This is a genomic window from Eubacterium sp. 1001713B170207_170306_E7 (assembly GCF_015547515.1).
Lineage (GTDB): Bacteria > Bacillota > Clostridia > Eubacteriales > Eubacteriaceae > Eubacterium.
In genome coordinates this window covers 98364-112459 of sequence record NZ_JADMVE010000002.1, presented here as the reverse complement: position 1 = coordinate 112459, position 14096 = coordinate 98364, and the positions used below count along the sequence as shown (strand labels likewise).

Genomic DNA, 14096 nt, shown 5'->3' with positions numbered 1-14096 from the left:
GCGTGATTTTGGTCCTTTTTGGTCCTTTTCATTCTCTGCCGGTGTGCTATAATGGAAACACTATTTGATTTTCGGAGGTTTAAAGTGAATATCACGACCAAAAAAGTATGCTATACGGCCCTGCTCATGGCTGTTACCTTTATCATGATCTCAGTGGTTAAAATCCCCATCCCCAACGGCTATATCCATCTGGGGGACGCGGCGGTCTTTCTGTGCGGGTTTATTCTGGGACCGGTTTACGGCACCATCGCGGCCGCTCTGGGCGCGGGCGCAGCCGACTACTTTGCGGGCTTCGGGGCCTATATCATTCCCACCATGCTGGCCAAGGGCGTGATGGCCTGCCTGACGGGCTATTTTCTGCGGGGAAACCCGGGCCGCAGAAAAGAAATCGGCGTGATGGCCGTGGCCGGTGTGATCATGACCCTGATCTACTATGTGTCGGAAATCCTGCTGTACGGCAGCTTTGTCTCACCGCTGGTCAACATTCCTTTCAACGCTCTGCAGGCCCTTGTGGGCATTGTTATCTCCATGCTGCTGTTCCGGCCGCTCACTCCGTTCCGCATCGAGTCCTGAGCACAAAACTTAAAAGAATTTACGCTTTTTAATCGAATTGTGATATAATATAAATTACAATTCGATTTTTTTATGATTAACTTTAATGGAGAGAACAATGAAAAAACTATTCACAGCACTTTTGTCATTTGCTCTGATTTTTAATTTTACCGTGTCAACGGTCTGCGCAACGGCTTACAAGGCGGGCGCCGTCTCTGTTATGACCAGCACCCGTGATCCGGACGACGGCAGCGGCGGTAATGAAACGCCCACCGAGCCGGAAACCCCTACGGAACCCGAGACGCCCACCGAACCGGAGACACCCACCGAGCCCGAAACACCCACTCAGCCTGAGACTCCAACAGAACCGGAAGCCCCTGTCGCGCCTCCTTCAGATGAAAATAACGACGGCGACGATGGCGGCGGTGACTACTACGACAGCGATGACGACAATTACTACACCCCGTCTTACAATCCTTCCTACGACGACAGCGACGACTATGTGCCCACAGAATCCACAACCGTCGATACCACGGTGGAAGAGCAGGTGCAGGAGGTTCAGCAGGTCGAGGGGGATTACCCGGTCACGCTGACCGTCAAGGAAACCACCATTGACGTGAACCTGCCGGCCAACGCTTACACGGCCACCACTAATCAGAACGCGGTAACGGTAGAGTTTAACAACGATGCCCTGAACGCGGCCATTACCGCCGGAACGGCTAAGCTGACCGAAAAACAGCAGTCTGGCGCGTCGGCACTCACGAAGCTGGTCCTCAAGGCCCAGGCCATTGACACCACCAAGCTGACCGATCCGTCGGTCACGCTCCGGATCCCGGCAACAGCCCTCAAAAATATGCAGACAGCCAAAATCACCTTAAATGTTCCCATCAACAAGGATTCCATTGCGGTTTCCCCCTCTCTTTTAAAAACCGATGACCTGAACAAGCTGGCCGACGGCGATAAACTGGTCCTTGGGCTTAAAAAGGGCCCGACGCTCTCAAGCAGCAGCTATAAGCTGTCTGAAACCAAGCTGACGCCTGTGACCACGCCCTTTACGCTGGAAGCCTCGACGCTGAAAGCCACCGGGGCCCTGTCCGCGCTCTCGAGCTTTGAGAAGCCGCTGGAAATGAACCTGGCCCTGACCGACGATGAGGCCTCAAAGCTCCAGTCCGAAGCCCAGTTTACCGTTACCCGGTACAACAGCTCCGGTGACAGTATTGAACCGGTTGTCACCACCTACCACAACGATACCAAAGTGGCTACCTTTACGGCCAGCGCACCGGGCGATTACGTGGTCATGTTGAAAACAACGGATAAAGGCATTAACCCACTGTTCATCGCAGTTCCGATCGTCATTGTGCTGATCGGCGGCGGTGTCTTTGCCTTCTTTAAGCTGCGAAATCGACGCAGCCGCAACATTTTTGGGGATTATGATGATTAATCCTTGCTCTGGACCCTGTTATCCGATATAATGAAAGCAGCTTAGGAAGGGAGCGGTCAGTCTATGAAAGTCAGGAAAATCATTGCCCCATTGGTCATTGGGCTGTTGCTGATCTTATACTTTGTGGGATTTATCATTGTCTGCTTTATCATTGATGTCCCTTTGATTGTCAAGATTTTGTGCAGTATCCTGCCACTGGCGCTGGCCGGTGTTTCCCTCCATGTTTTGATCCAGAGAATCGATGAGATAAGGAGCGGAGAAGAAGATGATCTTAGTCAATACTGATTACATCAGCGGTAAAGAATTTGAAATGCTAGGCCTGGTCAAGGGCTCAACCATCCAGTCCAAAAATATCGGACGGGATATCAGCCAGGGGTTTAAAACCATTGTGGGCGGCGAGCTCAAGGCTTATAACGAAATGATGAACGACGCCCGGGCACTGGCCACCAAGCGTATGGTGCAGGAAGCCGAAGGCCTTGGCGCCGACGCGGTGGTCAATATCCGTTACGCCTCCTCTGCCATTATGCAGGGGGCCGCAGAGGTCATTGCCTATGGCACAGCGGTAAAATTTGTGTAAAAAAAAGCACCCGAAACCTCTCGGGTGCTTTTTTAGCGGCCGGACACCTATATCTGGCGCACGACAATAATGCCTTCGCTGTTTTCGTAATAGCTTTTGCCAGGTTCCAGGCGCATACATTCCATATATTCCCTGGCGTTTTCACGGATGCTGTCGATCTCGGCGTCGGTAAGCGGACGGATGACCTTGGCCGGACTTCCCATCACCAGCGAGTTCGGCGAGATGACCTTGTTCTGGGTGACCAGGGAGCCTGCACCGATGATGGTATTTTCACCGATGACTGCGCCGTTTAGGATGGTGGAGCCCATACCGACCAGCACGTTGTTTTCAATGGTGCAGCCGTGAACCGTACAATTGTGCCCGATGGTGACCCCGTCGCCAATTTTAACGCAGTAGCCGCCCGGCGCCACGTGCACCACGGAGCCGTCCTGCACGTTGCTGCGCTCACCAATGGTGATGCTGTCCATATCCCCTCTCAGTACCGCCTGGTACCAGATGCTGCTATAATCGCCGATGCGTACCTTGCCCAGTACATCCGCGCTCTTTGCGATAAAAATATTTTTTCCTGACATCGAATCCTCCATCGTAAATGGTTTTTAGTTGCTGGTTTCATTTTATACCCTTACGCGGCATTTGTAAACCGCTCACAAAATGTTGCACAAGGAACGCAAAAAAACACTTTTTTCCGGACACCGCCATTCGATTTATAACCTGAAAAAGTCCGAAGCTAAAGTAAGCTTCGGACTTTTAATTTTATCGAAACGCCGATTAACGGGTTGCCATTTCTTTCTTAACTGCTTCTGTGAACAGTGGTAAGATTTTGAAGACATCACCGACAACGCCGAAATCTGCTACGTTAAAGATCGGAGCGGTTTCGTCTTTGTTGATGGCGATGATGACATCGGATTCTTCCATACCAGCTAAATGCTGGATTGCGCCGGAGATACCGCAGGCAATGTACAGGTTCGGACGAACGGTTTTACCGGTCTGACCAACCTGACGGTCTTTTTCAACCCAGCCAGCGTCTACACAGGCTCTTGAGGAGGAGATGGTTCCGCCTAAAGCGTCTGCCAGGTCTTCGAGCAGTTTGAAGTTTTCCGGAGATGCCATACCACGGCCGCCGGATACAAGGATTTTAGCGTCCTGGATATCCATTTTTTCGGCTACGGTTTTAACAATTTCCATAACTTCTACGTTCATGTGATCGCTTAAGCCGGCAATTTCTTCTTTGATAACTTCGCATTCAGCTGCGTCGTCGGTTGGCAGCTTCTGCATAACGCCAGGACGTACGGTAGACATCTGCGGACGGTGTTCCGGACACAGGATGGTCGCCATGATGTTGCCGCCGAAAGCCGGACGGGTCATCATTAAGCCCTTGTCTTCTGGGTTAATTTCCAGTTTTGTACAGTCAGCGGTTAAACCGGTATGAACACGTGCGGATACACGCGGCGCCATATCACGGCCAATAGCGGTTGCACCAAACAGAACAACTTCTGGTTTATATTTATTAATAACTTCTGTAAAAGCATGTACATACGGTTCGGTTGTATATACTTCTAAAGCAGGATCATCAACCATGATGACTTTGTCTGCACCATGACGGGCTAATTCTTTGCCCATTGCGTCAATTTTAGAACCTAAAACAACAGCAGTAACTTCTGTATCTAAATCATTGGCTAATTCTTTGCCTTTACCAATCAGTTCGAAAGAAACAGGAGTAATAACGTTATCTACCTGCTGTACAAAGACGAAAACACCTTTATAATCTTGTAAACTCATCTATGTTCACCACTTTCCATTAAATAATGAATTTTTCTTTCAATTTTTCCAGTAAGAAATCAGCAGATTCCTGTGGATCTAATTGAACAACAGTTCCGGCCGCTTTTAAAGCTTTCGGGAAGGATTTGAATACGCGTGTCGGGGATCCCTTTAAACCGATGTTAGTGGTATCCACTTCGATGTTTTCCAGGGTCCAGACCTTTACTTCATTTGATCTGTAAGCGTCAAAGATTCCACCAGGAGTCATATAACGCGGTGTATTCATTTCGCCTAAAGCGGTAACTAAGCAAGGCATCTGTACTTTAATGGTATGGTATCTGTCTTCATACTGACGTTTTACGATAACAGAGTCGCCTTCCACTTTAATGTCTTCAGCGTAGCTGATATTTGGAATGTTTAAATGTTCAGCGATCTGAGGACCAACCTGAGCGGTATCACCGTCGATTGCCTGACGGCCGGTAATGATCAGGTCGTAGTCTAACATTTTAACAGCTGCAGCGATGGTGGTAGAAGTTGCCCAGGTATCGGCGCCGCCGAAAGCTCTGTCGGTTACTAAAATCGCTTCATCTGCGCCCATAGCCAGCGCTTCACGAAGAACGTCGTCTGCCTGTGGTGGTCCCATGGAAACAACGGTAATGTGCGCGCCGGTAGCGTCTTTCAGCTCTAATGCGGCTTCCAGACCAGCTTTATCATCAGGGTTCATAATACTTGGAACGCCATCTCTAATTAATGTACCTGTTACTGGATCAAGTTTTACTTCATTTGTATCAGGAACTTGTTTTACACAAACTACAATATTCACCTAAATTTCCTCCTTTTGAACTTCCTATTTCAGAACGTTGCCAGATATAACCATACGTTGTACCTCGCTTGTTCCTTCATAAATTTCGGTAATCTTAGCATCACGCATCATACGTTCAACTGGATAGTCTCTGGTGTAACCATAACCACCAAGTAACTGTACACATTCTGTGGTAACAGCCATAGCGGTTTCAGCTGCGAACAACTTAGCGGTTGCTGCTTCGACAGAGAATACTTTCTGGGTATCTTTAGCGATGGCTGCTTTGTAAACCAGGTTACGGGCAGCTTCGATACGCGCGTACATATCGGCTAATTTGAACTGTGTATTCTGGAATTTGGCGATGGAGCGGCCAAACTGTTTTCTTTCTTTAACATAGGCCACGGTTTCGTCGAAAGCGCCCTGTGCCAGACCTAAAGCCTGAGCTGCGATCCCGATACGGCCGCCGTCCAGTGTCTGCATTGCGATGCCAAAGCCCTTACCTTCTTTGCCAAGAAGATTTTCTTTTGGAACGATGCAGTCTTCAAAGATTAATTCGGTTGTGGAAGAACCACGGATACCCATTTTCTTTTCTTTTGTACCGATTGAGAAGCCAGGATAGTCTTTTTCTACGATGAATGCAGAAATACCCTTGGTGCCTTTGCTCTTGTCGGTCATGGCGAAGATGATGTAAACATCGGCTTTACCACCGTTGGTGATAAAGATCTTTGTACCGTTTAATACATAGTGGTCGCCTTCTAAAACAGCTTTTGTCTGCTGTCCGGAAGCATCGGTACCAGCACCTGGTTCAGTTAAACCGAAAGCGCCTAATAATTCACCGCTTGCTAAACGCGGAATATATTTGGCTTTCTGGTCTGGTGTACCGAATTTACGGATAGGGTCCATCCCTAAAGAGGTGTGTGCTGAAAGGATAACGCCTGTGGTACCACAAACGCGGGATAATTCTTCAACAGCCAGGATGTAGGCTAAAGTGTCACAGCCCTGTCCGCCGTCTTCTTTGGCAATCGGGATACCCATAAAGCCGTTTTTAACCATTTTATCAACGGTTTCCTGTGGGAAGCGTTCTTCTTCGTCAATTTCCTGGGCGATTGGTTTTGCTTCATTTTCTGCAAACTCTCTGTAGAGTGTGCGCAACATTTGATGTTCCTTACTCAGATTGAAGTCCATACTGTTCCTCCTAAATATATTTGTCACACAAGCTTATTTTGTGTAATCAAAGAATCCTTTTCCTGTTTTCATACCTAAAACGCCTGCGCGTACCATTTTGCGAAGCAGCGGCGCCGGAGCGTATTTGTCAGAGCCAGTTTCAGCCTGTAATACTTCCATGATGGCCAGAACAACGTCCAGACCGATTAAGTCGCCTAATGCCAGTGGTCCCATTGGGTGGTTTGCGCCTAATTTCATCGCGGTGTCAATATCAGAAGCAGAAGCAGTACCTGCAGCATAAACTTCGATGCCTTCGTTGATCATTGGAACTAAGATTCTGTTTACAACGAAACCAGCCGCTTCGTTAACCTGTACCGGTGTCTTACCGATATCAGTAGCAATCTTTTTAATGGTATCAACGGTTTCCTGAGAAGTGTGGTAGCCAGCAATGACTTCAACCAGTTTCATAGCCGGAACCGGGTTAAAGAAGTGCATGCCAATAACCGGACGGTCAACGCCCTGAGACATTTCTGTTAAAGATAAAGAAGAAGTGTTGGAAGCGAAAATACATTCTGGTTTACAGATTTCCTGTAACGCCTGGAATAATTCATGTTTCATTTCCATCTGTTCTAAGACAGCTTCAACAACCAGGTCGCAATCCGCAACGGCTTCTCTTAAGCCTGTTGTGATTTTTGCTAAGGTTGCGTCCATTTTAGCCTGATCGATACGGCCCTTAGCAACCTGTTTTGCTAATGCTTTTTCGATTTTAGCTTTACCACCATCGGCAAATTCCTGTTTGATATCACAAAGTACCACTTCATAACCGTCGGTAGAAGCGAAAACCTGAGCAATACCAGATCCCATTGTACCGGCACCAATAACGCCAACTTTCATTTTAAGTCCTCCTAGATAAATTAAAAACTTTTTTTATATTCTTGTATATACAAATTTGTATATACAGGCCAAAAGCCCAAACTCAAGGGTATTTTTACAGAAAAATACCCTTGAGTTGAAAATCATATTAAATTACAGGCTTAACGATTCTGGAAAGGTTCGTGTTTACGTTTTTCCAGGAAAGCCGCCATGCCTTCTTTTTGATCGGCTGATTCAAAGCATCCGCCAAACTGTTTTGCTTCAAAGGCAATCGCATCGTCCATGCCCATTTCAAGGCCATCGTTGATGGCTTTTTTGGTGTTGCGGACAGCGATTGGAGCGTTGTTAGCAATTTTACCTGCTAATTTCAGCGCTGCTGGCATCAGTTCGTCTGCCGGATAAACAGCATTAACCAGTCCCCAGCTCAAAGCGTCAGCCGCTTTGATGTTGGTGCAGGCGTACAGCATTTCCTTTGCTTTACCGGTCGGGATCAGGCGTGCAAGACGCTGTGTGCCGCCGAAACCAGCGGTGATGCCCAAGCCGACTTCCGGCTGGCCAAAGGTTGCGTTTTCAGAAGCCAGACGAATGTCACAGGACATAGACAGTTCGCAGCCGCCGCCAAGGGCAAAACCGTTAACCGCAGCGATCACCGGGATCGGTAAGGTTTCGATCTTTCTGAAAATATCGTTGCCTTTTTTACCGAAGGCTTCGCCTTCAGCCTGAGTCAGGCTGCTCATTTCACCGATGTCTGCACCGGCAACAAAAGATTTCTGACCAGCGCCTGTGATAACCAGGCAGCGAATCGTATCGAGGTCAACGCCGTCGATCACTTTTTCCAGATCTTCAAGGACTTCGCTGTTTAAAGCGTTTAAAGCCTTTTCACGGTCGATGGTGATGACAGCAACGGCACCCTGTGGTTCATATTTAACAAAACCCATTGTAATTACCTTCTCTCCTTAATTGATAAAATCCTTTATTTTCACTAAGAGAAAGGCCGAAATACAAGGCTCAGTCCCTTTCCCGCGAATCAGCCCATTTAGGCGTAAGTGGGAAAGGGGGAGCACTGCAGTAATTCGTCCTTTATCTGCGCAAAATTAGTCCATTTCAACGATGGTGGATACACCCATACCGCCGCCGACACATAAGGTCGCAAGACCTTTTTTAGCGCCGCGTTTCTGCATTTCGTGCAGTAAGGTAACCATGATGCGGGCACCGGAAGCACCTACCGGATGACCTAAGGCGATCGCGCCGCCGTTGACATTTAATTTATCTTCAGGAATGTTTAAAGTTTTTCCAACTGCGCAGGACTGAGCAGCGAAAGCTTCGTTTGCTTCTACCAGGTCCATGTCGTCGATGGTTAAACCAGCTTTATCTAACGCTTTGCGGCTGGAGAAAATTGGTCCTACGCCCATGATGGAAGGATCAACGCCAGCGGAAGCGCCGACAACAAATTTAGCCATTGGCTTAACGCCTAATTCTTTGGCTTTTTCAGCAGACATTACAACGATAGCGGCAGCGCCATCATTGATACCGGAAGCGTTGGCAGCTGTTACGGTACCATCTTTTTTGAAAGCCGGACGCATTTTAGCAATGCCTTCAGCGGTAACGCCTTTTCTTGGGAATTCGTCAACTTTAAAGTCAACCATTTCTTTTTTAACTTTTACCGGAACCGGTACGATTTCGTCGTCGAAACGGCCTGCTGCCTGAGCAGCTTCACATTTCTGCTGGCTCTTGGCTGCGAAATCATCCTGGTCTTCACGGGTTACATCATACTGTTCTGCGACGTTTTCAGCGGTAATCCCCATGTGATAGTGGTTGAACGCATCGGTTAAACCGTCTTTGATCATGGTATCGATGAACTGGCCGTCGCCCATTCTGTAGCCATAGCGTCCCTTTGGAACCGCGTAAGCAGCGCTGGACATGCTTTCCATACCGCCGGCAACAATGATATCGGCTTCGCCAGCCTGAATCATAGCAGCTGCCAGATTGATACATTTCAAACCAGAGCCGCATAAGTTATTCAGTGTTAAAGCAGGTACTTCAACCGGAATACCAGCGTTTACAGCGGACTGACGGGCAACACTCTGTCCCTGGGCAGCCTGCAGTACACAACCCATTAATACTTCATCAACATCTTCAGGTTTAACGCCTGCGCGGTTTAATGCTTCTTTGATAACAATGCTTCCCAGGTCTACAACTGGAACGTTTGCCAAGGAACCACCAAAACTACCAATTGCTGTACGGACAGCACCAGCTAATACTACTTCTTTTGCCACTTAAAATTCCCTCCATTAATTCTCACATTTCCATGTGAATATTTGATAATTTATCTTATACTCCAACTGTCCATTTATAGAACAAAAGGAGTATCTGTTAAATATATAACAATACTACCACATATCCAGCCAATTTGCAATAGATTACAGGAAAATTCTGTTATTAAACGGTCTTTTTTTGTGAAATATGTATATACAGGTATATTGACCCTCTATAATCCTACAAATCCTCCATAAGTGGTGTTTTATTGTATCTTTATACTACTCAATAAAGCTTTAAATTAGCCTTATTTTTTGATTTCTTTTTTCTTGACGCAATCTGTGTTAAAATAGCCCTTAAGAAAACCGCTGAAAGAAAGAAAAGAAAATCATGAATCTATTATCCGTCATCAACCTTAAAAAAACCTACGGGGTCAAGACCCTTTTTGAAGAAATCAGCTTTAACATCGAGGACAGCGATAAAATCGGTGTCATTGGTATTAATGGTACCGGCAAGACGTCCATGCTGCGGATTGTGGCCGGACAGGACAGCCCCGACGCCGGCGAAATCCGAGTCTATGGCGCCAAACGTATCGAATACCTGGCCCAGACGCCCGAGCTTGACCCCTGCGCCACCGTCCTGGCCCAGGTCTTCCGGGCCGACACCCCGGAAATGAACACCCTGCGCGATTACGAAAGTACCTTGGACCTTCTGGCCCGCTATCCCGAGGACGAAAAGCTCCAGAAGCACCTGCTGGGTCTGACCGATACCATCGACGCCGCAGGCCTGTGGAACCTGAAATCCCAGGTGGAAACCATATTAACACAGCTGGGCATCAAGGATTTTGACAAAACCATCGGCGCCCTGTCCGGCGGCCAGCGTAAGCGTGTGGCCATGGCCTCTGTGCTGCTGACCCCCTGCGACCTCCTGATCCTCGATGAGCCCACGAACCACCTGGACAACGAAACCATCACCTGGCTCGAAAAATATCTGGAAAACCGCAGGGGCGCGCTCCTGATGGTCACCCATGACCGCTACTTCCTGGACCGGGTGGTCAACAAGACCATGGAACTGGACGGCGGAAAACTGTACGAATATACCGGCAATTACTCCGAGTTCGTCGAAAAAAAGGCCGCCCGCAAGGAGTTCGAGAGCGTTATGGAGCAGAAGCGGCAGAACCTGTACCGGCGCGAGCTGGCGTGGATCCGCAGGGGCGCCCGGGCAAGAACCACCAAGCAGAAAGCCCGGATCCAGCGCTTTGAGGACATTAAAAACAGCGCCGCCGACCTGGGCGAGGACTTCCTTGAGATCAACGTGGGGTTCACACGGCTGGGTAAACAGGTGGTGGACATGGATCACGTATCCAAGGCCTTTAAGGGCCAGTGTGTGGTGAAGGACTTCAGCTTCATCTTCGACCCGGACGAGCGCGTCGGCATCATCGGAAAAAATGGCCGGGGAAAATCGACCCTGCTCAACCTGATTGCGGGGAAAATCCGGCCGGACAGCGGCAGCATCGTCATTGGTGACACAGTCAAAATCGGCTATTTCTCACAGGAATCCGAGGACATGGACCTGAGCCTGCGGGCCATCGAGTACATCCGCGAGGGTGCAGAAACCGTAGAGAACGCCCGGGGCGAGGTCATTACCGCGGCCCAGATGATGGAGCTGTTTCTTTTTGACCGCACTGCTCAGTGGATTCGTATCTCAGAGCTCTCCGGCGGTGAACGGCGGCGGCTGTACCTGCTCCGCATCCTTATGTCCGCGCCCAATGTACTGCTGCTCGACGAGCCCACCAATGACCTGGACATCGACACCCTCAAAATCCTGGAAAACTACCTGGACGATTTCCAGGGCAGCGTGCTCACTGTTTCTCATGACCGCTACTTCCTGGACCGGGTGTGCGACACCATCTTCTCCTTTACCGGCGGTGGCGAGATCCTGGTGCAGACCGGTAATTTCACCGACTACATGGCCAAGCACGCCGGCAAGGACAATGAACCGGCCAGCAACAAGCCCAGTGAGGCGAAAACCGAAAAGGTCCGGTCAAAAACCATTCGCCTGAGCTATCGGGAGCAGCAGGAATATGACCATATCGACACGGAGATGGAGGCCCTGGAAATCCGCCTGGAGGAAATCGACCGTGAGATGGCCGGCATTACAACAGACTACACCCGCCTCCAGGCTCTGAGTGAGGAAAAAGACCAGTCCGAGGAAACCCTGCTCGAGAAAATGGAACGGAAGGAATACCTGGAAGGCATTAAGAATGCTGGAAAAGCTGTCAGCAGCTGACTTTACTCCTGAATCTGAATTTATCCCTTAATATAAATAGGAAGAAAATCTGAATTCAACAGTCAAAAAACCCGCCGGCACACACCGTGCCGGCGGGTTTTGATCTGTTTTTATTTTCGTTTTGATTTCTGGTAGGCCATCACCCCTGCGGCCGTGACTGCTGCCAGCATGACAAACCCAAGCCCCAGAAAGTCCATGCCGTCCACGCCTGTATCGGCGTTTGGCGAGGCGGCGCCCGTTGAGTACTTAAGCTTGGAGGCACGCCGGACATTGACGGCCTTGACCTCCATGGCGGCGGGCTCGCCCTGTGCGGCGTCGGACACCTCAAAGCTCACCGGGGTGGCGTCCAGATGGTATCCCGCAGGCGCTTCAGTCTCCATGACCTGGTAACGTCCGGGAGCCAGATTGCTGACCCAGATCTGCCCGTCCGCTCCGGTGACCAGATCCTTCTGCAGGGTATAGCCGTTGGCGTCCAGAATCTTAAAGGTAGCCCCAGCCAACGGGTCCCGTTCCTCATCCATTTTCAGAATCATCAGACGGCCCTGGTAGCCGGTGTGCACCCCTGCGTCCACCACGACCGCCTGAGTCTGGGCCGAGTCGGGCACTGTAAACGCCACGGTCTCTCGATTGAGCAGGTAACCCGCCGGGGCCTGAGTTTCGACTACCCGGTAGGCCCCGGGCGACAGAGCATCACAGCGCACACTGCCGTCCCCGCCGGAGGTAACCGCGGCCACTGTCCGGTTGTTGTCATCGGTTTTTAAAAGCTCGAACCGCGCGCCCTCCAGGCCATTACCATTTTCATCCTGTTTTCTGAAAACAACACTGCCCTGAGGGCCGGAGGTATCGCCCAGGGTCTGGACGGCTGCCGGCTCTGCACCGGCGGCCTCCAGTCGGTCAGTCACCACCGCGTCCTCGGCGGCTTCCTCTGTCAGGGCGATGATGACCACCCCATCGGTCCCCACATAGGCGGTTCCGTAAAGCCGGCCGTCCTTTTCGGTCAGCGGCAGGGACAGCTCCTCGGTGATGATGACGCTGTCAGGCAGCTTAAAGGTATAGTAATTTCCCGACTTCAGTACCGCTGCCTTTTCGGCGGCAATGGCGCTGCTGTCTCCCGGGCCGGATGCGGCCTCACCGCTCTCCTGGGCTTCTACCGGCGTCTTGTCCTTTGGTTCCTGGGCCTGTTCAGCCGCGGTGGGTGTCGGTGCGGCCTTGCCCTCGCCCCCTTGAGCCGCCCAAACGGGTGAAAATGAGAATAATATGACCATAATAAGGACCGTCAGAGTGCCCGTTAATTTTTTCATGCTGATTCCTTTCTCTATTGATACAATGGGTAAGTCGTAAAAACTTCCGCAATCCATTCAAAACACTTATGTATTACTTACCCAATAAAAAGGCATTTCCCACAGCTTAAAAGCATTCTGCTTTTTCTTTTCTATCACCGGATTGGCGCGGTAAAAATAAATCCACGTGTTTTCAAGCCGTAATTTCTTGTTCTCTGTCCGCAAAATTTGGCGATGAACTGTCTAAAGCTCTTGGCTTTTGATATAATGTAAACGTAAAATATTCTGCATGAACAGGAGTGTGAAAAATGCGCAAGGAGAATGCTCAGCGAATTTATCTTAATGACGGTGATCCCACGGTGGTTTATCTAAAAAATGTCATTGATGATCCGGATATTCAGGTGGGGGAACACACCTATTATCACGACGAAAAGAATGACCCGCGAGATTTTGTGAAAAACAACGTATTATACCACTTTCCAGAGTTTCATCAGGATAAGATTATTATTGGAAAATACTGTTCCCTGGCTTCAGGCACAACTTTTATCTGTCCTTTGGCCAACCATAACTTTGATTCTCTTGCCAACTATCCCTTCCCCATTGTAAATGCTCACTGGGCGTTAGATGAAAGCTTTTTTTCTGATGACAAGGTCTGTACCCTCAAGGGGCCGACGATCGTGGGCAACGATGTGTGGATTGGATACAACAGTGTAATCATGCCTGGGGTACACATTGGCGACGGCGCCATCATCGGCACGCGCAGTGTGGTGACAAAGGACGTCCCGCCCTACACCGTGGTGGCCGGCGACCCGGCGCGCCCTATCCGCAAACGCTTTGACGAGGCCACCATTGAGAAGCTCATGGCCTTAAAGTGGTGGGATTTGCCAGATGAAGAAGTTCGTGAATTCCTGCCCGAGCTCATCAACGGTCGCATTGACGCGGTCCTGGAAAAGAAATGGCTCGGCGATACGGCCCGCACAGTCATCGAGCGGTTGGAAAAAACGAAATAGCATGCTAAAAAAGGACTGCCGGCAGTGATTTCAGATCACTGCGGCAGTCCTCTGTATTTTTGTACCTTTACGGGTTTCGATTTGGGAATACGCG

14 protein-coding genes are annotated in these 14096 nt (G+C 49.6%); 6 read left to right on the top strand and 8 right to left on the bottom strand.

Annotated features, from left to right (window positions below):
* Positions 1-84 precede the first annotated feature (84 nt).
* The 4 genes from I2B62_RS05880 (at position 85) to I2B62_RS05865 (ending at position 2570) form a co-directional block, all read left to right on the top strand.
* Positions 85-573 (top strand): ECF transporter S component, encoded by a 489-nt coding sequence (locus I2B62_RS05880; protein WP_195268065.1) that lies wholly within the window; start codon positions 85-87, stop codon positions 571-573.
* 97 nt (positions 574-670) lie between these two features.
* Positions 671-1993: a hypothetical protein gene (locus I2B62_RS05875; protein ID WP_195268064.1), complete on the top strand. Its 1323-nt coding sequence runs from the start codon at positions 671-673 to the stop codon at positions 1991-1993.
* Positions 1994-2056: 63 nt separating this feature from the next.
* Entirely contained in the window at positions 2057-2278 is a 222-nt protein-coding gene (locus I2B62_RS05870; RefSeq protein WP_195268063.1) for a hypothetical protein, read from the top strand.
* Entirely contained in the window at positions 2259-2570 is a 312-nt protein-coding gene (locus tag I2B62_RS05865; protein ID WP_013378882.1) for a YbjQ family protein, read from the top strand. Before I2B62_RS05870 ends, I2B62_RS05865 begins: the two co-directional genes overlap by 20 nt.
* 47 nt (positions 2571-2617) lie before the next feature.
* Here I2B62_RS05865 and I2B62_RS05860 read toward each other — a convergent pair whose 3' ends face one another.
* The 7 genes from I2B62_RS05860 to I2B62_RS05830 all read right to left on the bottom strand — a co-directional run bounded on the left by I2B62_RS05860 (position 2618) and on the right by I2B62_RS05830 (position 9443).
* Positions 2618-3142, bottom strand: coding sequence for a gamma carbonic anhydrase family protein (locus I2B62_RS05860; protein ID WP_195268062.1), 525 nt, complete (start codon positions 3140-3142; stop codon positions 2618-2620).
* A 196-nt stretch (positions 3143-3338) separates the two neighbouring features.
* Positions 3339-4349 carry an electron transfer flavoprotein subunit alpha/FixB family protein gene (locus I2B62_RS05855; RefSeq protein WP_195268061.1) on the bottom strand — a complete coding sequence of 337 codons (1011 nt, stop codon included), beginning with the start codon at positions 4347-4349 and terminating at the stop codon, positions 3339-3341.
* A 19-nt stretch (positions 4350-4368) separates the two neighbouring features.
* Positions 4369-5151 (bottom strand): electron transfer flavoprotein subunit beta/FixA family protein, encoded by a 783-nt coding sequence (locus I2B62_RS05850; protein ID WP_195268060.1) that lies wholly within the window; start codon positions 5149-5151, stop codon positions 4369-4371.
* 24 nt (positions 5152-5175) lie between these two features.
* Entirely contained in the window at positions 5176-6315 is a 1140-nt protein-coding gene (locus I2B62_RS05845; RefSeq protein WP_195268059.1) for an acyl-CoA dehydrogenase, read from the bottom strand.
* Positions 6316-6348: 33 nt separating this feature from the next.
* A complete protein-coding gene (locus I2B62_RS05840; RefSeq protein WP_195268058.1) occupies positions 6349-7188 on the bottom strand; it encodes a 3-hydroxyacyl-CoA dehydrogenase NAD-binding domain-containing protein in 840 nt (279 codons plus the stop codon).
* A 140-nt stretch (positions 7189-7328) separates the two neighbouring features.
* Complete coding sequence (locus I2B62_RS05835; protein ID WP_195268057.1) at positions 7329-8105, bottom strand: enoyl-CoA hydratase-related protein; 777 nt, start codon at positions 8103-8105, stop codon at positions 7329-7331.
* Positions 8106-8261: 156 nt separating this feature from the next.
* Positions 8262-9443, bottom strand: coding sequence for an acetyl-CoA C-acetyltransferase (locus tag I2B62_RS05830; protein ID WP_195268056.1), 1182 nt, complete (start codon positions 9441-9443; stop codon positions 8262-8264).
* Between the two features lie 370 nt (positions 9444-9813).
* Here I2B62_RS05830 and I2B62_RS05825 point away from each other — a divergent pair, with 370 nt between their 5' ends.
* The gene (locus I2B62_RS05825) at positions 9814-11712 is read left to right on the top strand and encodes an ABC-F family ATP-binding cassette domain-containing protein (protein ID WP_195268055.1); all 1899 of its coding nucleotides are present in this window, start codon (positions 9814-9816) and stop codon (positions 11710-11712) included.
* 110 nt (positions 11713-11822) lie between these two features.
* Here I2B62_RS05825 and I2B62_RS05820 read toward each other — a convergent pair whose 3' ends face one another.
* On the bottom strand, positions 11823-13013 hold the full coding sequence (locus tag I2B62_RS05820) for a SpaA isopeptide-forming pilin-related protein (RefSeq protein ID WP_195268054.1): 1191 nt from the start codon (positions 13011-13013) through the stop codon (positions 11823-11825).
* Between the two features lie 287 nt (positions 13014-13300).
* Here I2B62_RS05820 and I2B62_RS05815 point away from each other — a divergent pair, with 287 nt between their 5' ends.
* Entirely contained in the window at positions 13301-14002 is a 702-nt protein-coding gene (locus I2B62_RS05815; RefSeq protein WP_195268053.1) for a CatB-related O-acetyltransferase, read from the top strand.
* Positions 14003-14096 lie beyond the last annotated feature (94 nt).

What these genes read in the sequence shown, in the direction of transcription:
- I2B62_RS05860 (WP_195268062.1), bottom strand. Translation starts at nt 3,142, where the DNA reads ATGTCAGGAAAAAATATTTTTATCGCAAAGAGCGCGGATGTACTGGGC.
- I2B62_RS05820 (WP_195268054.1), bottom strand. Translation starts at nt 13,013, where the DNA reads ATGAAAAAATTAACGGGCACTCTGACGGTCCTTATTATGGTCATATTA.
- I2B62_RS05870 (WP_195268063.1), top strand. Translation starts at nt 2,057, where the DNA reads ATGAAAGTCAGGAAAATCATTGCCCCATTGGTCATTGGGCTGTTGCTG.
- I2B62_RS05840 (WP_195268058.1), bottom strand. Translation starts at nt 7,188, where the DNA reads ATGAAAGTTGGCGTTATTGGTGCCGGTACAATGGGATCTGGTATTGCT.
- I2B62_RS05845 (WP_195268059.1), bottom strand. Translation starts at nt 6,315, where the DNA reads ATGGACTTCAATCTGAGTAAGGAACATCAAATGTTGCGCACACTCTAC.
- I2B62_RS05875 (WP_195268064.1), top strand. Translation starts at nt 671, where the DNA reads ATGAAAAAACTATTCACAGCACTTTTGTCATTTGCTCTGATTTTTAAT.
- I2B62_RS05835 (WP_195268057.1), bottom strand. Translation starts at nt 8,105, where the DNA reads ATGGGTTTTGTTAAATATGAACCACAGGGTGCCGTTGCTGTCATCACC.
- I2B62_RS05815 (WP_195268053.1), top strand. Translation starts at nt 13,301, where the DNA reads ATGCGCAAGGAGAATGCTCAGCGAATTTATCTTAATGACGGTGATCCC.
- I2B62_RS05825 (WP_195268055.1), top strand. Translation starts at nt 9,814, where the DNA reads ATGAATCTATTATCCGTCATCAACCTTAAAAAAACCTACGGGGTCAAG.
- I2B62_RS05865 (WP_013378882.1), top strand. Translation starts at nt 2,259, where the DNA reads ATGATCTTAGTCAATACTGATTACATCAGCGGTAAAGAATTTGAAATG.
- I2B62_RS05855 (WP_195268061.1), bottom strand. Translation starts at nt 4,349, where the DNA reads ATGAGTTTACAAGATTATAAAGGTGTTTTCGTCTTTGTACAGCAGGTA.